This window comes from Plantactinospora sp. DSM 117369 (genome assembly GCF_053764795.1).
Genome location: NZ_CM132446.1, coordinates 1,620,686 through 1,641,159, shown reverse-complemented (window position 1 = coordinate 1,641,159; position 20,474 = coordinate 1,620,686). Strand labels below are relative to the sequence as shown.

General features: G+C 68.4%; 13 protein-coding genes. 4 read left to right on the top strand and 9 right to left on the bottom strand.

The window, feature by feature from the left end; translation table 11 throughout:
* Positions 1–21: 21 nt before the first annotated feature.
* The 3 genes from ACSMXO_RS07455 to ACSMXO_RS07445 form a co-directional block, all read right to left on the bottom strand.
* Positions 22–1,026 carry a hypothetical protein gene (locus ACSMXO_RS07455; RefSeq protein ID WP_455417162.1) on the bottom strand — a complete coding sequence of 335 codons (1,005 nt, stop codon included), beginning with the start codon at positions 1,024–1,026 and terminating at the stop codon, positions 22–24.
* Positions 1,027–1,186: 160 nt separating this feature from the next.
* Positions 1,187–3,400, bottom strand: coding sequence for a catalase/peroxidase HPI (katG, locus tag ACSMXO_RS07450; RefSeq protein WP_455417161.1), 2,214 nt, complete (start codon positions 3,398–3,400; stop codon positions 1,187–1,189).
* 632 nt (positions 3,401–4,032) lie between these two features.
* On the bottom strand, positions 4,033–4,212 hold the full coding sequence (locus ACSMXO_RS07445) for a hypothetical protein (RefSeq protein ID WP_455417160.1): 180 nt from the start codon (positions 4,210–4,212) through the stop codon (positions 4,033–4,035).
* A 160-nt stretch (positions 4,213–4,372) separates the two neighbouring features.
* Here ACSMXO_RS07445 and ACSMXO_RS07440 point away from each other — a divergent pair, with 160 nt between their 5' ends.
* The gene (locus ACSMXO_RS07440; protein WP_455417159.1) at positions 4,373–4,867 is read left to right on the top strand and encodes a tetratricopeptide repeat protein; all 495 of its coding nucleotides are present in this window, start codon (positions 4,373–4,375) and stop codon (positions 4,865–4,867) included.
* Positions 4,868–4,873: 6 nt separating this feature from the next.
* On the opposite strand, the gene ACSMXO_RS07435 is transcribed toward ACSMXO_RS07440, so the two are convergent.
* The 3 genes from ACSMXO_RS07435 to ACSMXO_RS07425 form a co-directional block, all read right to left on the bottom strand.
* On the bottom strand, positions 4,874–5,467 hold the full coding sequence (locus tag ACSMXO_RS07435) for a hypothetical protein (protein WP_455417158.1): 594 nt from the start codon (positions 5,465–5,467) through the stop codon (positions 4,874–4,876).
* A gap of 267 nt (positions 5,468–5,734) precedes the next feature.
* Positions 5,735–5,947 (bottom strand): hypothetical protein, encoded by a 213-nt coding sequence (locus ACSMXO_RS07430; protein WP_455417157.1) that lies wholly within the window; start codon positions 5,945–5,947, stop codon positions 5,735–5,737.
* A complete protein-coding gene (locus ACSMXO_RS07425) occupies positions 5,944–8,670 on the bottom strand; it encodes a type 2 lanthipeptide synthetase LanM family protein (RefSeq protein ID WP_455417156.1) in 2,727 nt (908 codons plus the stop codon). Before ACSMXO_RS07425 ends, ACSMXO_RS07430 begins: the two co-directional genes overlap by 4 nt.
* A gap of 955 nt (positions 8,671–9,625) precedes the next feature.
* On the opposite strand from ACSMXO_RS07425, the gene ACSMXO_RS07420 reads away from it, so the two are divergent.
* Entirely contained in the window at positions 9,626–11,074 is a 1,449-nt protein-coding gene (locus tag ACSMXO_RS07420) for an alkaline phosphatase PhoX (protein ID WP_455417155.1), read from the top strand.
* A 204-nt stretch (positions 11,075–11,278) separates the two neighbouring features.
* Positions 11,279–12,154 carry an alpha/beta fold hydrolase gene (locus ACSMXO_RS07415; protein WP_455417154.1) on the top strand — a complete coding sequence of 292 codons (876 nt, stop codon included), beginning with the start codon at positions 11,279–11,281 and terminating at the stop codon, positions 12,152–12,154.
* Between the two features lie 637 nt (positions 12,155–12,791).
* Here ACSMXO_RS07415 and ACSMXO_RS07410 read toward each other — a convergent pair.
* A complete protein-coding gene (locus ACSMXO_RS07410) occupies positions 12,792–15,488 on the bottom strand; it encodes an RICIN domain-containing protein (RefSeq protein ID WP_455417153.1) in 2,697 nt (898 codons plus the stop codon).
* Positions 15,489–15,706: 218 nt separating this feature from the next.
* On the bottom strand, positions 15,707–18,208 hold the full coding sequence (locus ACSMXO_RS07405) for a non-reducing end alpha-L-arabinofuranosidase family hydrolase (protein WP_455417152.1): 2,502 nt from the start codon (positions 18,206–18,208) through the stop codon (positions 15,707–15,709).
* A 771-nt stretch (positions 18,209–18,979) separates the two neighbouring features.
* On the opposite strand from ACSMXO_RS07405, the gene ACSMXO_RS07400 reads away from it, so the two are divergent.
* Positions 18,980–19,582: a hypothetical protein gene (locus ACSMXO_RS07400; RefSeq protein ID WP_455417151.1), complete on the top strand. Its 603-nt coding sequence runs from the start codon at positions 18,980–18,982 to the stop codon at positions 19,580–19,582.
* Between the two features lie 308 nt (positions 19,583–19,890).
* Here the strand turns inward: ACSMXO_RS07400 and ACSMXO_RS07395 are convergent, their stop codons facing one another.
* Positions 19,891–20,460, bottom strand: a complete 570-nt coding sequence (locus ACSMXO_RS07395) for a TetR/AcrR family transcriptional regulator (RefSeq protein WP_455417150.1) — start codon at positions 20,458–20,460, stop codon at positions 19,891–19,893.
* Positions 20,461–20,474 lie beyond the last annotated feature (14 nt).

The window sequence follows — 20,474 nt, the reverse complement described above, 5'->3', positions numbered from 1 at the left end:
TCTCAGCGTGTTCCTCGGGTCTCAGCGTGGCCGGGCGAGCACGGGTCCGGAGGGCCGCCTGGCGCGTCGGGTGACGGCGCCCGCGACGATCAGTAGCCCGGGAACGGCGCCGAGGAACCAGATCGCGACCACCGGCCAATGGATCAGCGCAGCCACCGCCCCGCGGATCCGCGGGACGTACCCGACCGTGTATGACGCCTGCTCGTCCGAGCTGCGGCAGGTCAGCGAGTAGGCACCGGGTCCGGGAACGTCGAAGACGGCGACCCAGGTGTAGGAGGCAGCGTCGCCGCCGTAGTCACCGGGCGGGATCGTGAGCAACTCCGCCGATCGAGCAGGCAGGCCGGCGCCGGTGACCCGGCAGGCCGGATCCCGCGGTGCGAAGCCCACCGCATAGATCCCGTACCGGCCTGCCGCCGGCAACGTCAGTTCTCCTGGCTCACCGGCTGATGCCGAGTACGGCCCCACTCCCCCGTAGCCGTTGACGTCGTACCGCACGGTGCTGCCCTCGGCGCCCAGCCGTACGGTCATCGGCGCGAGCAGGATGCCCAGCACGGCGACGATCCCGCCGACGAGGTAGCCGTGCGGATCCGGCAGCCGACGGCGCACGAGCTTGGGCCCGACCAGGTGGCCGACCGCCGCACCGCAGGTCGCCAACCCGGCGCCACTGACCAGCACACTCGACCATCCGGCCGTACCATTCAGCGGGATGACCCACCGGTAGACCGCGATGGACGCGCCCAGAAACACCGCAGCGACCAGCATGGCCACCGCCACGGCCGTGACAAGGGCGGCGGCGCTGCCACGCTGGCGGGCGTAGCGGGCCCACTTCGCCGCCGCCACGGCGCTGAGCACCGGTAATGCTCCTACGGTCCACCACAGCGCCGTCGAGAGCTCCTGGTCCTCCTCCCACCGGTGGCTCCACTCGTGGAACACCAACGGGGCCGGCACGGTCACCATGATCCACACTGCCCACCCGACCGGGCCGGGAAAGGCCCGCCCTACCACCCGCCAGGTCGCCGTCTCCATGCATCGATCATCGAGCGCCGAACCTCGGTTCTCCAAGCCCGCGCCGTGCGGTCCCTGCACACCGTTGACGGCACCTGGCGGCGATGCGATGCCGTCGTGGCCTGGGACGCGTTGAAGGCGTCCGGGCCGACCAGTGGACGGCCGGCCCGGACGTCGGGAATCAGGCGAGGTCGAACCGGTCGAGGTTCATGACCTTGTCCCACGCGGCCACGAAGTCACGCACGAACTTCTCGCTCGCGTCGAAGGTCGCGTAGACCTCCGCGTTGGCGCGGAGCTGGGAGTGCGAACCGAAAACGAGGTCGACGGCGGTGGCGGTCCACTTGACCTCACCGGTGGCGCGGTCCCGGCCCTCGTACACGTTCTCCGCCGACTGGGCCGCCTTCCATTCCGTACGCACGTCGAGCAGATTCACGAAGAAGTCGTTCGTCAACGTGCCGGGCCGGTCGGTGAAGACCCCGTGCGGGGACTGCCCGGTGTTGGCGTTCAGCGCCCGCATCCCGCCGACCAGCACCGTCATCTCGGGGGCGCTCAGGTTCAACATGAACGCCCGATCCAGCAGCAGGGTCTCCGGCGACAGTTTCTCCCCGGCGCGCAGGTAGTTGCGGAACCCGTCGGCCCTCGGTTCGAGGACGGCGAAGGTCTCCACGTCGGTCTGCTCCTGCGACGCGTCGGTACGCCCCGGCGCGAACGGCACCGTGATGTCATGCCCGGCGTTCCTGGCCGCCTGCTCGACGGCCGCGCACCCGGCCAGCACGATCAGGTCGGCGAGCGAGACCTTCCTGCCGCCGGACTGCGCGGCGTTGAAGTCCTGCTGGATCCGCTCCAGCGTCCCCAGCACGGTGGCCAGCTCGGCCGGGTTGTTGACCTCCCAGTCCTTCTGCGGTGCGAGGCGGATCCGCGCCCCGTTGGCGCCGCCGCGCTTGTCGGTGGCGCGGAAGCTGGCCGCCGAGGCCCAGGCCGTGGCGACCAACTGGGCGACGGACAGACCGGAGTCGAGGATCCTGCCCTTGAGCGCGGCGATGTCCTGGTCCGTGACCAGCTCGTGGTCCACCTCGGGAACCGGGTCCTGCCACAGCTGCGGCTCCGGAACCCACGGGCCGAGGTAGCGCGAAACCGGCCCCATGTCGCGGTGCAGCAGCTTGAACCACGCCTTGGCGAACGCCTCTTCGAGCTGGTCCGGGTTCTGCCAGAAGCGCCGGGCGATCGGCTCGTAGATCGGGTCGATCTTCAGCGCCAGGTCCGACGTCAGCATCATCGGGGCGTGCCGCTTCGACGGGTCATGGGCGTCCGGCACGGTGCCGTCGGCCGAGGCGTCCTTCGGCTTCCACTGCTTCGCGCCGGCCGGGCTGGTCGTCAGCTCCCAGTCGTACCTGAACAGGTTGTCCAGGAAGCCGTTGTCCCACCTGATCGGGTTGTTGGTCCACGCGCCCTCCAACCCGCTGGTGAGCGTGTCGCCGCCCTTGCCGCTGCCGTAGGAGTTCTGCCAGCCGAGACCCTGCTGCTCGACCGGGGCGCCCTCCGGCTCCGGGCCGAGGTACTGCGGGTCGACCGCACCGTGCGCCTTGCCGACCGTGTGGCCGCCGACGATCAGCGCCACCGTCTCCTCGTCGTTCATCGCCATCCGGCCGAAGGTCTCCCGGATGTCCCGGGCCGACGCCAGCGCATCCGGGTGGCCAGCAGGTCCCTCCGGATTCACGTAGATCAGCCCCATCTGCACGGCGCCGAGCGGCTCCGCGAGTTCCCGGTCGCCGCTGTAGCGCTCGTCACCGAGCCAGGTGTCCTCCGGCCCCCAGAAGATCTCCTCGGGCTCCCAGATGTCCTCGCGCCCGAACCCGAACCCGAAGGTCTTGAACCCCATCGACTCGTACGCGCAGTTGCCGGCGAAGACCAACAGGTCCGCCCACGAGATCCGCCGGCCGTACTTCTGCTTGATCGGCCAGAGCAGCCGGCGCGCCTTGTCCAGGCTCGCGTTGTCCGGCCAGCTGTTGAGCGGCGCGAACCGCTGTGAACCGCTGCCGCCACCACCCCGGCCGTCGGCGATCCGGTACGTGCCCGCGGCGTGCCAGCTCATCCGGATGAAGAGCGGTCCGTAGTGGCCGTAGTCGGCCGGCCACCAGTCCTGCGACGTCGTCATCAGCTCGAAGATGTCCCGCTTGAGCGCGTCGACGTCGAGCTTCTTGAACTCTTCCGCATAGTTGAAGTCCTCGCCCATCGGGTTGGACCGGGGCGAGTGCTGATGCAGAACCGAGAGGTCCAGCTGATTCGGCCACCAGTCCCGGTTCGTCCTGGGCCGGGTCGCCTTGACAGCAGGTGCGGGAATTGCGGGATTTTCGCTTTCACTGATGCTCTCGGTCGCGGCCTTCTTGTCAGACACGTCTGTCCTTCCTGTCTCGCTCTGGTGACTGGTTGCTCTTGCCGTCGGTTGCTTCGGTCCACGGTCGTGCGGGCCCGTGGTGTCGAGCCCCGCGTCTCCGGCGACCAGCCGTCGGGCTCGGCGGAGATCGCCGCGACACCCGGGGCGCCTGCCCCGGTGGGTGCCCTCGACGTCGGCGCTCCGGTAACCCGGACGTCTCAGCGGACCAGCGGGTGTCAGGCAGGCGGTGGGGCCGACCACGCCATCGACGTCGGCTTTGGCCCCAGGGGATGGACCGACGAGATGGTGGTGGTAGTGGTTCTCCCCGGTTCGCGCCACCGGGCCGATCGACCCGAAACGCCGCGCCAGACCCGTCCCCGCACAGCGTGCTGTCGAAGTCCGGCGTCGTTGGCACCCCGTGAAGTCTCGTCCTTTTATTGGAACCAATCAAGTATCGGGCGTCCGTCCTCGACCTCGTGTTCGCGAACCGTAGGGCCACGTAGTGCGTCTGACGCCTGCTTCGGAGTACCCGAGCGGGTAGCCGCCCCGACCCGTGCCGGCGTCCTCGGTGGCCGCCCGACGTCGGCCGACGCCAGACCCGGATACTATCGCCCGAAAGCACCCGCAGTGTCCCCATAGCCCGGTTCAACCGTCTACGGCGAGCCGGCGGTCAGTGGCGCGAGCGGGAACCCCACCGCCGTCGACCGCCACCCCCGCGCCGACTCCAGCGCGGTCATCTCGGACTGGACGCGGCCCACCTGGTGACCGAACATGTCGACGGCCGGTGGACGCTGCACGATCTGCTCCGCGCGTACGCCACCGAACTCACGCACGCCAACGACGCCGCGGCCGACCGGGAGGCCGCGCTGCGCCGCGTGCTCGACCACTACGTGCAGACCGGGCACGCCGCCGCGCTGCTCATCGAGCCGCTGCGCGAACCGATCGCCCTCGCCCCGGCCGACCCGGCCGTGTCGGTCCGGCCACCCGCCGGGCGTGCGGAGGCGCTGGCGTGGTTCGGCGCCGAGTACACCGGGCTGCTCGCCGCGGTCGAGCGGGCCGGTCGCGGGATGTTCGACACCCACACCCGGCACCGTCGGGTGGTGCCACGGCCAACTCGGCGACCACCGGCAGTCGCTGCACGTCAACCGGGAGGCACTCGAACTGCTCGCCGACACGGGCGACCGGGTCGCCGAGGCGGCCACCTGGGACAGCATCGGGTACGCCCACCACCACCTCGGCGAACACCACCGGGCCATCGAGGCGTACCAGACCGCGCTGCGGCTACGCCGCGAGGTCGGGCACCGGTACGGCGTGGCGAACACCCTCGACCACCTCGGCGACACCTATGAAGCGCTCGGCGACGCCGAAGCGGCCCGGCGCGCGTGGCGGGACGCGCTCGACGTGCTGGAGCAGCTCCGCGAGCCCGACGCCGAACGGGTACACGCCAAGCTCGGCCACCTCGACACCGGGCTCAGCCGGCGCGACTGAGCACGATCATCCGGCGTTGTCGCCGCGGCTCGTGGCGCGGCGCCGGTCCCAGGTGTGGTTGACGTGCCGGACGACAGCGAGGGCCAGCGCTGCCAGGGCGGCGACGGTGGCAACGACGCCGATGACGACGGCCGCTTCGATCCCGACACCGAACGAATCGCCGATCAGGCCGGCCAGCGCCCCGATCAGGACGGCGACGATGACGCTGACCAGCAGCGGAATGCTCGACAGGTACTGGGTGGCCGGGATCCGGGTGCGGCTGGCACCGTACGTCCGCATGATCCCGGCGACGTCCTCGCCGTGGCCGGTGACGAAATAGCGCTCCAGCTCGGGCGCCAGATCGAGGTAGCCCCGGCGCAGCCGGTTCATCCCGATGACCAGCTCCACGTCCTCGCTGTTGAGCTGCACCAGGCGGACGACGGTGGCCACGCCGATGACGACCAGCAACGGGATGAGCAGTAACGCGAAGAAGCGGAAGCCGACGCCGAAGTCGGTGCTGTCCGCCACCAGGGCGAGCGCCACCACCGTCGCCGACACCACCGTCACGAACCAGCTCGCCCGGCTGAAGCTCTCACTCCACGCCAGGTTTCGGGTGGCCAACAGGCTCCAGTGCTCGGTGGAGAGGATCTGCGCTCGTACGGCGACAGGGGCGACTGGGTGAGCCGGGAGGCGGCCTGGCTCGACCGACCCGATGGGCGGCTCGACTGCGGGGGGATCGGCCATCTCGCCCTCCTGTTCTGCCGCCTCGCCCCGACGGCATCGCCTGATCACACCAGTGAACCCTCTTCGATCTGTTCAGCACAGAGCCTTCGCTGCTGGTGTCCGCCTCGGCGGGCGGACACCAGCAGCGCGGGTACCGTCAGGCCGTCAGCCGCAGCACGTGGTGTGGGCGACGGTGTACGTGGCGAGGTCGAGGCTGAGGGCGTATGCGCCCGCGCCGACGGCCAGTCCCGCCAGGACCGCCCGGCGCAGGCCGACCGCCCGGGCCGGCGTGAGCTCGACGTCGCCGGCCGGGTGCCCGGCGTCGCCGCCGGCCGCCTCGGTCAGGTCGGACGGAGCGTGGTGATCCTGTTCCTTCATCGTTCCTCCAGGGTGGTGTGTGGTGCCGGACTGGCAATCGCGAGCCGCACGCTCTGTGCGGCGGTGGGGCCGGGTTCCAGGTGGAGCACTGACGGCACGCGTTCCGGCGCGGCGATCCGCAGTAGCCGGTAACCCGTGCCGGCGAGTCCGTTGACGAGGCCGGGTGTGTCGACGCCGGGGTCGGCTCCCCACGGTTCCCGGAGCGGGGAGTCGTCCCATGCCCGGATGATGTCCGCAGCCCGGCGACAGCGTGGTGCGGGCACCGCGGCGGCGTACCGGTGCAACGCCCACGCGATGCCGGCCGGACCACGCGCGAAACCGGTGGTGGTGATCGCGGCGCGGCGCGCCTCGTGCGGTTCGTCGGCCAGGCCGGCGAGCAGTCGTGCACAGTCGGCCGCGAGCGCGGCGGCGGGCGCGTGGTCCAGCTCGGCGTGTACGGCCATCATCGCGGCCAGGCATCCCGCGTGGCCGTCGGCGACGCCCGGTGGTCCGTTCGCGGCGGCCGCGGTGCCGGCGAGCTGGACCGACTCGTACGCCCACTCACGGACCTCGCTGTCGCCGGTCAGGTTGGCGATCCGGGCGAGCGCGTATCCGATGCCACCGAACCCGTCGTACCCGCCGCAGCCGACCGAGCCGATCAGGTCCGCCCGGCCGGATACCGCCGACAGCAGTTGGGGAATGCCACGTACGGCGAGCTGCGCGATCTCGGCGTACCGGGCGTCGCCGCCGAGACTGGCCAACTGGGTCAGGAAGAGGGCGACCCCGGTGTAACCGTATGACAGGGCGGCGCCCATCGGCATCAGTGCCACGTTGTCGCCGGCGGGTTCGAGACCGAGCCAGTTCGCCCGGGTGCCGTCGGTCGCCGCCCGGTCGCAGAGGTCGTCGGCGATCGCCCGCGCAGCGGCCAGCGGATCGCCGGGTCGGGCCGCTACCCGACCTTCCACGTCTTCGGAACTCCCCGGCGCCGCGCGGTGCCGGCGATCGCCCGGCCTGCGCCGGGTGGCCAGCGCCGCCCGGACGATCCATTCCTGGGTACGCCGGTCAGCCGCATCCATCGCGCGCACCTTGCCGGCGGCGCACCGCCGGCCACCGGCGTCGAGGACCCCGTCGATCCGCGTCCCGGTGGAGGCGGTCAAGCCGGTCGAGTCCGGGTGGCCGAGGAAGATCGGCACGTCGCCGTGCCACAGGTCGGCGATCTCGTGCGGCACGGAGCGGGCCTGCGGCAACGCGTCGCCAGCGGCGGTCGACAGCAGGTCGAACAGCCCGTCCCGGGCGGTCGAATCGCGCAGCAGGTCCGGGTGCGTCGACTCGTCCAACAGCCGCCGGTACACGTGTGTGGGACGCAGCACCACCCTGGTCGCCGGGGTGGCGAGGTGCGCGACCGCGGTGAGGAACGACCTCCGGTACCGGGCGATCGCGTCGTAGCCGGTCCGGAAGCCCTCGACCAGATCGTCCTCGTGGTCGGCGGGTTCCAGCTCGCGGTCGTCCACGATCGGCCGATTGGAGCCGCCGTCGAAGAGCCGGGGTCGCCGGACCAGCCGCATCTGGTCGGTCGCCGGTGCCAGCCAGTCGATCCCGTCGGTTGGATGGGGATGTCCACGGTCGCCGCCGAGGGCCGAGACGTCCAGTGCCCCGTGGTCACCGAGCAGGAAGCTGGGAAGGACGCCGGTACGGTGCACCGACGAGTCGAGCAGCCGCGCCGCCGGGTCGCGCGCCACGTCGACGCGCAGCACGTCGGGGTGGAAGATGGTCTCCAGATCGATGACCACGGGTTGGTCGCCGCAGGCGATGAGGTTTCCGTAGTGCACGTCGGATGCGTGTACCGCGTACAGCAGCGCCAGCAGCGCGCCCTGCCGCCGATAGAACCGCCGGGCTCCGCCGACATCCGCGCACGGCGCCCGGTGGACGTGTTCCTGCCAGCCGTAGTCCCCCCGTTCCAGCGACCGTACGGCCCGTAGCTCCAGCGTCGGCACCCGCTCGTTCAGCCACCGCAGCAGCGCCGCGAAACCGTCGCAGGCCGCCAGCGAGCGCGGCTTGTACACCACCCGCTGGCCACCGGCGAACTCGAGTACCGACACCGACCGGCCACGTCGGTGCCGGTCACCGAGCTGGCTGTGCACCGCGACCGGATCACCCGGGTCGGCACCGCCGAGGAACTGGTCGGCGATCGCGTGCCGGTCCGCCGCGAACCGCGCCAGAGTTTCCGCGTACGCCTCGGCGGCGAACCGGGACGCCTGTAGGAGCAGCCGCGCGAGCACCGGATACCGTTCGAGAAGGGCGGTGACCTCGCCCCGCCGGGAGACCGACCGGATGAAATCCGCGAACCGCTGCTGGCCGTCGGCACCGATGAGCGTGCCCGCTACCCGCCGCTGATGCAGTTCCAGGGTGAGCGTCCGCGCGGCCAGGTCCACCAGGTCCGCCTGCAACCGTGCGGCGAACGACCGGGTGGACGGGTGGGCGGGCACCTGGCCGGTCGCCCACTCCACCAACGGTCGCACCACCTCGGCGTAGCCCTCCCGCCAACAGGAGAACCGCGGCGGCACCGGCCGACCGGGGACGGCTCCGGCGAGCGCCTGTTCGGCGTCGACCGCCCAGCGGGGTGGCGGAGCGGTGCCTGGCGGCGTGCTGCCGGGCGCCGTGGCGCCTGGCGGCATGGTACGGCGTTCGCGGATGGTCAGCCCGCGTTGCCACCACCCCGCCGCGAACCCGGAAGCAGCAAGCATGGCCGCAGCCTAGAAACTCGCGGCTTCTCTTCAGCTTCACCAGCCTGCGGCCCCAGTTGATACGCCAGCCGGCGTTTGAGGCCCGCTGATCGGGTGAGGTGGACGCGAGACGGCGAGCGCGAGATCATCTGTACGTCTTGCGCCGGGTTTAGGGTCAGTCGGGCGGCCGGCAACCTGTCGATCCGGCAGGCGACTGACGCCACCGGCGTCGCTGGTCCAGTCGCCGCCGCTGCCGTGGCACGGCGGACGGCCACGCTGATGGGGCTGCCCGGCATGCGGGCCAGCAGGGCTGCGGCAGGTCGGTGGATCGGCTGACGCTGGGACGGTCCCGTCAACCGGCGCGTGAACCTGAGGAAAGGTGCGAAGTTCCGACCCGGCCTGCTCTGGGTACCCCACGCGGCTCAGCCGCTCCCGTCGGTGTCACCGGCGGTCCTGCCGCGCGCGTTGCCCGGCGTCGTCCGCCGAGATGATCGGGATGACATCGTGCCGTCTGGCGTCTCGGGCGTGCGGCGGTGCTCGCCCCGGGCGATCGATCTACCATGTATGGCCGGCAGCCGTGCCATTCGCTGACCTCGCGGTGCTGCTACCGCAGCTGGCCGGGTGTCGTCGTCGAACGGATCAAGCCTGGCGTTGATGGCCCGCGCGCACGCTCGTCGAGCAGATTCCCGGGCCAGCGGCGGCCCGTGGGGTTAGCTCCGACCAGATGCACCCGCAATGAACGTCGGCAGCGGTTTGCCTCGACGGCGCCCGGTTCGTCGATGGCTTTCAATCCTCGGTGATGTCGGCTCTGCGGTCCGCCGCGTTTCGGGTGTTACGCCGTCGCCCGGACGATGCCTGAGCAGCCCTGATTCTTTACTCGGATGTCGCCGATCCATCGTTTGAATGACGCATCGGTGTCGGCCGGCAGGAGTTGGTTGGCAAGTCGTCGCAATCGTTTGAACAGGAGCTATTCTTCGTGCCTCCCTCTCGTCGTACCTTCCTCGCTGGCGGCGTCGGCGTGGGCCTTGCCGTCGCCGGTGGCTTGCCGTCCCTGGCCCAGGCCCACCCGAGCCGGCCCCGCCCGCCAGTCGGGGCCGGCCACGTACCCTTCCCGCCCCTCGTCGACGACCCCGACGGCATCCTGGCCCTGCCCGAGGGCTTCAGCTACGCCGTGGTTACCCGGACCGGTGTCACCCGACTCAACGGCGGCCAGGGACTGACCCCGGCCGACCACGACGGCATGGCCGTCTACGACGCCGGCCGCGGCCGGTACACCTTGATCCAGAACCACGAGATCGACCCGGGCGCCGAGTTCGGGGTACCACACGTCGCGGGCACCGTCTACGATCCCGGTGCTGTCGACGCCGGCGGCTGCACCGTGATCAAGACTGACCGCTCGGGCCGCAACCTCGGCGAGTTCGTCGCCCTCTCCGGCACCGTCGCCAACTGTGCGGGCGGACCTACCCCATGGGGGACGTGGCTGACCTGCGAAGAGACTGAGGACCGCGCCGGGGACGACTGGGCGGAGGACGGCCGATCCGGCGTCTTCCAGAAGGATCACGGCTACGTCTTCGAGGTCTGGGCCGACGGCCACGCAGACCCGACGCCGATCAAGTGCCTGGGCCGCTACGCCCACGAGGCCCTGGCAATCGACAAGGACCGCACCAAAATCTACCTCTCCGAGGACGCCAACGAACCCAACGGCCTCTTCTACCGCTGGACCGCGCCCCGCGGCATCAAGCTGGGTCCTGGCGTGCTCACTCGCCTCGCTCCGGACGCCGGCGTCCTCGCCGCGATGCAGATCATCATGGACGACGGCTCAGTGCTGCCGGACGTCGCCTACCTGACCTCCGCCCAGCTCGGCCGCCCTTTCCCCGTGCGGTGGATCGAGGTGCCTGAGCGCGACGCGCGGACCACGCCCGTACGCGAGCAGTTCGCCGACGGCCAGGTCACCCGCGGACGCAAGTTCGAGGGCGTGTGGGGCACCGACGAGGGTGTCTACGTGGTCAACTCCTACGCGTGGGACGACGGCGACCTCCCGGCGGACGCCGCTCCGCACGACGGCATGGTCTGGTTCTACGACTACCGGGCCCAGACCATCCAGTTGGTGACGTACTTCCCGCACCAGACCGCGTCGGAGGAGGGCACGCCGGTCAAGTACAACGACCTCACCTTCGATGGCCCGGACAATGTGACCGTCACCCCGTGGGGAAGCCTCGTGCTCGCCGAGGACGGCTCGGGCGCCTCCCACGTGCTCAGCGCGATCCCGGGCGGCCCGACCTGCGCCATCGCCCGCAACCAACTCAACGACTCCGAGTTCTGCGGGCCGACCTTCACCGCCGACGGCAAGGTGCTCTTCGTCAACATGCAGGACCCCGGCCTCACCCTCGCCATCACCGGCCCGTGGGATAAGTACCTGGGCTAACGGGGCCAGACCGACCGGTGGGGTCAGGCGATCCGCCTGGCCCCACCGCATCTGCCACATGGGTCCAAAGCTAGTCAAGTGGAATCCAGGCGTGCCGCACCGGCCAGGGCACGGAGCCTGACGCCTCTGGCTGGGCGGCGCAGGGCCGGCGCGGTCCGGGCAGGCACATCCTGATCCGTCCCCGGCGGCCGTAGTCTCACCGGTATGCATGTGAAGCACACGCACACCCTCGCCGTACCCAATGCCGACCTGGTCTACGACGTCCGCGGCCCGCTACCACCGTCCGGCGGGCGCCCCGCGCTGCTCATGATTGGTCAGCCGATGACGGCGGACGGCTTCGACGCGCTCGCCGCGCGCTTCACGGATCGCACCGTCGTCACCTACGACCCGCGTGGCCTGGGCCGCAGCATCCGTCGGGACGGCCGGTCCGATCACACCCCGCAGCAGCAGGCGGCCGACCTGCACCTGCTGATCGAGGCGCTCGGCGCCGGCCCGGTCGACGTGTTCGCCAGCAGCGGCGGCGCGGTGACCGCGCTCGAACTCGTGGCGACCTACCCCGGCGACGTCGTCACGCTGGTCGCGCACGAGCCGCCGATCAACGCCGTACTCCCCGACGCCGCGGCGGCCGAGCGCGCCCGGGCCGGCTTCCACGAGGCGTACCAGGCGAGGGGTACCGGCGCGGGCATGGCCGCGTTCATCGCGATGACGTCCTGGCAGGGCGAGTTCACCGACGACTACTTTGCCCGGCCCGCACCCGAGCCGGCCATGTTCGGCCTGTCGACCGACGACGATGGCAGCCGCGACGACCCGCTACTGTCGAAGAGTTCGTGGGCGATCACCGATTACCGCCCCGACGCGGGCGTGCTCACCTCGACACCGACCCGGATCGTGATCGCGGTCGGCGAGGAGTCGGCGGGCACCTACACCGCGCGCACGGCCGTGGGCACCGCGGCATTGCTCGGTCAAGAGGCCGTGGTGTTCCCGAGTCACCACGGCGGCTTCCTCGGTGACCAGTTCGGCTACGCGGGCAAGCCCGAGGAGTTCGCGGCGCGGCTACGCGAGGTGCTGGACGCCGGCTGACCGGCGTGCCATCTGGACGGCAGTGCTTGCCCGCGGTGGCCGGTGTCGCTGACTCCCGGGTACGGTCGCAGCCGACCGCCAAGCCTGCCAGGTGTGGGGTCGAGATCGAGGCCGAGTCGAGGTCGAGTCCCGGCGAACATGCACCGATCCCGGACCGGCCGGGCATCGACGCAGACGCCCTCGACGCCAGCGTGCTCCGGCTCGGGACTGCTATCCCAACCGCCCCGATCACGCACAACGATGCGATCACCGCTTCGCTGGCCGAGTACCGCCAGGCCGAACCGGTCACCAACGCGAGCTGGTCACGATCAACGAACAGCTCGCTGAGGAGGCCATCGTCGACCGGCGCCGCACCGACTACGAGGACAACCGGATCGGGTCGCCAGCAATGCCGCCGCGCTCTCCGGGATGAACCATGCCGGCCTGTGCCCAACGGGGAGTCCCAGCGGGGCAGGTTTCTCCGCCGTGTTGTCACGCCGTCCCGGAACCGCCGAGCACTCGTCGAGCGCCTATCCGTCCACCATGGACGGGATCAAGGCGCCGAGCACTCATGGAGCACCCACGGGCAGGGGGCGTGCGCCGTAGCGGGTACGGCCCCGGGGCCAGGCAGGGTCGGCCCGGCCCCGGGTGTGGCTGGTCAGTTGCGTAAGCTCCATTGCTGGTTCGCGCCGCCATTGCACGACCAAAGGATGATCTTTGTCCCGTTGCCGGAGGCGGCACCATTGGCATCGACACACAGTCCGGATTGGACGTTCGTGATGGTGCCATCAGCGTTGACGTTCCATTGCTGGTTGAGTCCGCCATGGCAGTCCCAAATGACGACCGTGGTGCCGTTGGTCGTGCCCGCACCGTACGCGTCCAAGCACTTGTTGCCGTACACGGTCAGCTGCTTGCTTGCGGTGTGGGTCCACCGCTGATTCGTACTGCCGGAGCAGTCCCACAGTTGCATCTGAGCGCCGTTGGCGGTCGTGGCGCCAGGCACCTCGATACAACGGCCTGACTGGCCGCCCACGATCTGTGCGTTCTGCTGACCGCCGCCGCTTTGCTGTCTGACGATTGATTTGGACTCAGCCGATCGATTACCTTGAGCATCAAGGACGTAGAGCCGGTAATCACCCGGCGACGTCGGAACCGCTATGGATGTGGCGGTGCCGCCCGCGCTGGTCATCGTCGGGCCGACGGCGAAGGCGGTCGTACCGGCGGGAGCCAACCAGATCGTCCTGGTCGCGTCGCCAGCGCTTCGGATCGGAACCGACGACGTCCCGCTGGTGACGTACGTGCTGGCCGGCAGGACGTAGTCCGGCACGGAGAGATTGCTTGGCGGGATGATGTCCCGGAATGAATTTTCGAGTCCGGAGTTCACGGCGATGCCATAGGCCGGCGCCGGCCAGACATAGTCGGAGGCGACGATGATGTCATGGATCGTACTGTTGGGCAGGTTCTTCTCGGAGACCTTGTTGATCGGACCGTATATTTGCGTGATGCTGAGATCGTGTTTACGACCGAAGTCGTCGGAGTTGATGAGCCAGGTGACATTCTTGTCAACACTCAGAACGTTGTCACGGAAGGTGATGTACGCCGATCCCTCGTCCGGGTGGAGTCCATACTTGTGGCCGGCCGGAACGCCTTGAAGGTAGTTGTTGTTGATAGTGGTTCCCGGCTGGCTGCCGAGCGTATAGATGGGAGCCGTATCGCTGAGGCGCTGCACCGTGTCGATGATGTGGTTGTAGCTGACGTTGTTGTTTCTTGCCGTCGTGGTCGGTCGGTTGGGTACGATCGAGCCCGCCGATCCGTCGAAGTTCCACCACCCCCAACCGAGCGTCACGCCCGACCACGGAGTTTTCTCGATCTGGTTGTGCTGCACGATGAGGGTGTCGACGAAGTACGCCGAGATGGGGCTGTGCCCGTTGAACAAGACCGCACTGTCGTAGAGGTAGTTGTTCTTGATCTCGATGTTCTTGGGCAGTCCCTCGACCTGGGGGGAATACTTCTCGCGATTGGTCGACGTGTGGTCTCCGATGTAGACGTGCTGGGGATGACCCACGGTGATAGCGGAGCCAGCGATGTCATTGGTGTAGTTCCCGATCAACTGGGTGCTCTGCACGTCGTTGACCATGTTGATCCCGTCGGCGCCGGTGTGCTGGACCCGGTTGCGCTGCAGGACGATGCCGTCGGCATTCTGAATGTGGATGCTGCCGGGAGTAACGTCAACGTTGCGATAGTAGTAGACGTGGAAGTTTCCCCTCGCGTACGCCTGCGCACCCAGATTGCCCTGTTGCGCTTGCTTGAACGCAGAGCCAGCGACGTTGAACAGGTTCCAGTCGGAGTGCTCCACGGAGAGACCGGAGAACGTGATGTTACGGGCGTGGCTGCTCGTCGAGGTACCGGCGATCCGCAGCACGGTAGACACGTTGTTCGGTGCGAATACCGTCGCGGTCGACATGTTCTCGGTGCTGGACTTGTAGTAGTACAACGTCCGGCTGGTCTTGTCGAAGTAGAACTCGCCCGGCGCGTCCAGGAACTCGTAGGCGTTCATGACCTTGTGGGTGCCGCCCACTTGGGCGTTGCCGTTGTACGCACCCTGGGCGATGGCCGCACCTGGTTGCTGAAACAGCGCGACACGGTTCGCACCATCACTACTTGTGGTGACCTGGCGGACTCCTACGATCGCCGTGGTCCAGGTCGTCCCCGTTTCGATCTCGATATCTTCCTGATTGCGGGCAACGGCGGGAAAATCGGCCATGTTGTATTTGGCACCCTCGCACTGCGACCCTGATTCCCAGGCCCACGCGGCTTGCCCGGCCGTAATGGTGTAGGTTCCGTAGCATCCCGCCGAGTTAACCGTCTTCGAGGCCATATAGGCACGCTTGTCGTTGACGTAGAGCGCACGCAGCTTGTTGGCACGGTCGAGCGGCGCCTTCCAGATGTTGCCGCTGTGCTGAGTCCACCCGGTCACTTGAACTCCGCCATCGAGGACCGGCGTTTCACTGGGGTAGGCAGCATATATCACCCGGTAGCCGTTGGTACCGGAGTCGCCCGGCCCGAACTCGATTGTGCTGCTTACCGGATAATTTCCGCCACGAAGGTACACATGGATGTCGCCGGTCATATTCGCATTTACCGTGCGAACGACGTCCCGTGCGCGTTGCAGGGTTCTAAATGGTGATGTGATCGTTCCCGGATTGGTGTCGTTGCCGTCCGGGGCGACATAGTAGGTTTCCTGGACCGCAGCCGAAGCCGGCTTTTGATTCATGGCTACAGCCGGCAACGCGGCGGAGACGAGCACCGCGACTGCCAACAACGACGTTCTAGCGGTAGAACGGGCTGAACTCACTTACTTTCCTTTCACTTGCCGCTGACAAGATGTGTTCGCCGGGCAGATCATCCCCACCACTCGACAGCCGAACCACGGTACGGATGGAGGCGGGCTCAGCCTGCGCCGAGCCCGCCGTTCCAGATCCACCCGATCCTGATCGCGAACCGTGCGAACGCTCACCAGATCCGACGTACCGCGAAGGACAGGAACACCCGAACTGGACCTGCGTCACGCCATCAGCGCTGCAGTGTCAACAGACCCGGCCGGTAGGGCAGCAGGCCGTAGTCGCCGCCGGAGTTGGGGGAACGGCCCTGGTAGAGCAGTTGCAGGTTGCAGGGGTCGACGGTCATGGTCTGATCGGCGTTGCTGCGGATCAACTCGCCGTGGCTGATGTCGTTGGTCCAGGTGGCGCCGCTGTTGGCCTTGCCAGCGAAGGGGTTGCTCTCGGTCGCGGCCTGCGGGGTCCACGAACCGTTCAGGCTGGTGGCTGTGAACGAGCGGAAGTAGCGCCCCTGCGAGCCGATCGCCTCGACGAGCATGAGGTACCGGTTCTCGCCCTGGAGCTTGTAGACCTGAACTCCTTCGAACAGGTTGTTCGTCGAGTCACTCATGATCACCGTCGACGAGGAGCCGAAGCTTCCCGGGAAGTTCCCGATCGGCATGCTGGCCCGGTAGATCCGGCCGTTGTCCCCGGCGAAGAACAGGTACATGTTCGAGCTGTCGCCGATGACCGCCTGGTCGATGGGACCCGTACCGGAGTCGGAGATGCTTCCGGAGAAGAGCGTCTGCGGCGACGACCAGCCGTTCGCGTTGGTGGGGTCGCTCGACGTCCGGTAGGAGAAGGCGGGCCCGCCCCACTGATAGGCCAGTACCCAGATGTTCCGCGGGGCGAAGTAGAAGAGCGATGGCGCAACAGTGGACGAGGACATCGCGTTCTGACTGGCCGAGCCCATCTCGGACCAGTTCGAGAAGAGGCCGAAGTTCATCGAGCCCCAGGTCGTTCCCGTGTCGTGCGTCGTGGCGTACACGAGGTGCCTGCCGTTGTAGGGGGCGTAGGTGAAGTCCTTGAGCGAGACCCACCCCGACCTCGGGGTCGCCAGTTGGCCCGTCGATGACCAGCGGTACGACGACGGGAGAGCGCACCCACCGCCCGTCGGCGTCGGCGTCGGCGTCGCACTAGCCGTCGGCGTCGGCGTCGGGTTGGTGGGTCCGCCGACCTGGATCAGTTGCCACTGCTGGTTCGTCCCGCCGTGGTCGCTGTACTGCACCACGCGGCCACCGTCAGCGGTGGACGCGCCCTGGACCTCCACGGCCTTACCGCTGCCCTGGTTGATCAAACGCACGTACCCGCCCGAGTCGACCAGCCGGAACCGCTGGTTCGTCCCGCCGTGGTCACCGTACTGCACGATCGCGGCGCCATCCGCGGTCGAGTAGTTGGACACGTCCAGCACCTTGCCCGAGTGCCGCGCCCGTACCCGGTAGTAGCCGCCACCGGAGTCGACCAGCTGCCACTGCTGGTTCTGCCCGCCGGTGCGGGCGTACTGCTGGACGCAGGCGTTGTCGGCCGTGGACACCCCACACACGTCCAACGCCTTACCGCTGTTGCGGTTCACCACCTCGTACCACGCGTTCGGGTCGACCGGGCCCGACCCGGTGGGAGTCGGCTGTGGGGTGGTCGTGGCCGGCGGGGTGGTGGGCACGGGGGTGCCGCTGTTCAACGCCTCAAGGGTGGACGTGTACGCGGCCTTCTTGTTGCCGTTGCACTCGAACAGCAGCGGGGTGCCGCTGGAGCGCCACGAGTCGCAGTCCCGCACGCCCCACACCGTGATGCCCTTGCAGCGGGCAACGGCGAGGCAGTCGTTGACCACGTTGCGGTAGGTGTTCGCCTGCGTAGTGCCCGAACCCTCGATGTCCAGCTCGGTGATCTGCACGTCCACCCCGAGCGCGGCGAAGCTCGACAGTGTGGTGCGGTAGTTGCTCGCGTACGGCGAGTTGGCGTTGAAGTGCGACTGGAACCCGACGCAGTCGATCGGCACACCGCGCTGCTTGAAGTCCTGCACCATCCGGTACACCGCCTGGGTCTTGGCCCAGGTCCAGTTGTCGGTGTTGTAGTCGTTGTAGCAGAGCTTCGCGTCCGGGTCCGCCGCGTCCGCGGCCCGGAACGCCGCCTCGATCCAGTCGTTGCCCGTACGCTGCAGGTTCGAGTTACGACGCGCGCCGCTGTTGCCGTCGTCGAACGCCTCGTTCACCACGTCCCAGGCCACGACCCTGCCCCGGTAGTAGCTGGCTACCCGGGTGACGTGGTTCAGCATCGCCGAGCGCAGCGCGCTGCCCTCCATGGTCCGCATCCACTCCGGCTGCTGCGAGTGCCAGGCCAGGGTGTGCCCGCGCACCTGCCAACCCCGACTCAGAGCGTGGTTGACGATCCGGTCGGCGTTACCGAAAGTGAAGTTGTTCTGCTGCGGCTCGGTCGCGTCGATCTTCATCTCGTTCTCAGCGGTGACGCTGTTGAACTCCCGATTCAAGATCGTCGTGTACGCACTGTCGCCCAACCTGCCCCCGGCGACCGCCGCACCGAAGTACCGGCCGGACTGGGCCGCGGCCGCACCCAGCGTCGTCTCGGCGGCATGGGCGAGATGGGGTAGTAACGATACGGCTAGGATCGCAACTATCGCGGCTATTCCGGAAACCACGAGCGTTCGGAATCGACGCCCGGCGGGACGGGTCCGGGAGATCATTCTTATCCTCCAGTTGTGAGATAGGGACGTTCCGGCGCTGTTCGGGTAGGGCTCGCCCAGCTCGCAAGGGGCCGGCTGCACTACCGCGTACGCCCGACCGGCGGGGACCTCGGGGCAGTTCAGGCCCCCGGAGAGCAGGAGGTGGTTACGGTGGGTGGATCCCAGTCGCCCGCCCGGCCGGTGGTGGTGGAAGCGTCGGACTTTCTGGGTGGCGGACTGCTTCAGCGGCGCGAAGCGTGTTCGTCAGGCGGACGGACGGACCTCCAGAGGGCAGAGAGATCGTGTTAGCGGTCACATCGATCGATGTCTTCAGGCTTGCAGACCGGACCAGGTTTCTCAAACCAAAAGTTTCGGTTATCTATCGGTAGTTTCGAAGGTCGCAGCCGGGATCACCAGGGAAACTCCCTCAACGAGCGGCGCGACCTTCGACCGACGCCAAAACACCGAGAGTCATTGGTCGACTATGGATCGTCATCGGCGCCCGTAAGACGAGAAGGCCCTGATCCTGACGGCTACGAGATCCTGACGGCTACGACTGCGCATCGCCGCCACCTGGCCCTGCCGCGCGGCTCGGCTACGACGGCGACGACCGGTGGACCGGCGTCGGCGCCACGAACGTCCTGCTGCACCAGGTCAACATCGCACTGACCCTGGGCGACGCCAGAATGGCCATCACTCTCGCCCGCCAGGTGCCACTGTCCAAGATCTCCGGCCGTCGGTCGATCCATCCACGGTACGGCGGGGCTTCGGGTACAGGTCGAGGCGGCCACCATGACCGGCAGCAACGTCCACCCGACGATGTTCGTACCGGTGGACTGGAGCGTCAGCATCGGGCAGATCCTCGGCATCCCGTTCGCCGCGACAGTGCGCCAGGCGATCGGCATCCGGACCGGGTTCAGCGCCGGACACTCGACCATCAAGGCCACCCGGCGAGTACCCCCTCGGCGGCACCATCGGATTCGGATACGCCAACGGCCGGTTCGGCCTGCGATGGCCAGGCGAGCTGCGGAGGAACGACAGCCTGGTCGACTCGGTCGAAGGTGTCTCGGTGGGCGCGAACGCCATAATCATCGACTACGACGCGAAGTTCTACGTCGGCATCGGTGCCGCCGGGTTACCGCCGACCGGTACGCGGGACTGTCCATCTCAATCGGCGTCAAGCGACCACCCGGCACCTACACCGACCTGGGCGAACTCGAAGGCGAATGGGACGGCCGCGACGCCGTGCGGCTGCGCGCCAAGCCCTACATCGTCGTGATCAACCCTGACGGCAGCACGACCGTCAGCGGCGATATCCAGCCACCCGATCTGGAGGTGACGTTCGAGCTACGGCGAGCCCAGAACGACGACTCGCAGACGCTCCAATGCTCTTAACACTGACACGACACCCTGCCCATCCAACGTCTGTAGCCACTTTCTGCGCCCTTTGCCGCGTCATGGTGCGCTGCCGTCCCAAGACGTCGTATTCGGCGTGGCGCCGGGACGGCGGCGCGGCCGACAGACCCCAGGATTCCCAGGCGGCCGGTATCCAGCAGCGCCCCGGGGGTCGCTGTCGGTCTCGTTCGCCAGGCCCTCCCGCACGTTGGCGACGCCGCGCGGGCGGCATAGGTCAGTTCACGAAAGGCGCTCCGAGAGGACCGGATCGGTATCAACCAACTGGTCGGGGGCTCTCGGCTGGCGGACTAGCGTTCGAGGATTGTGTCGGCGATCGTCCGTGTGATGAAGGCCTTGTATTCCTCGGGCGATTTGCCGTCTAGGCGTACGAAGCGCACGTAGCTTTCGACGCTGGTGATGACGCAGCAGGCTTCGACGAGATCGTCGAAGGGCACGTCGGTGCGCAGCCAGCCGCGCTCGGCCACCACCCGCAGGACGTTCGCGACCTGCTTCCTGATCGCGGCGAGCCGCTGCGCAAGGTGGCTGCGGAGCTCGCGGTCGCCGTGGGCGGCGCCGGTGACCGCGGTCCAGACACCGGCCGCCGGTTCGTTGATCGCGAGCATCGTCTCGCCCAGGAACGCTGCGAAGCCGTAAGGGTCACCGACCTCGAGCATGGCCTTGCCGAGGTCGGTGGCGAAGAGGTCGACGTCACCCTCGACGCCGAAGGACGCCACCTCGACCGCGGCCCACATGAGGGCTGCCTTCGGACCGTGCGTTCGCACGGTCTCGATTGAGACACCAGCCCGGTTCGCGATCTGCGCGAAGGTGGCGGCCTGGTACCCGTGTTCGCTGAACACCTCGCCGGCAGCCTCGACCACGCGCCTCCTGGTCT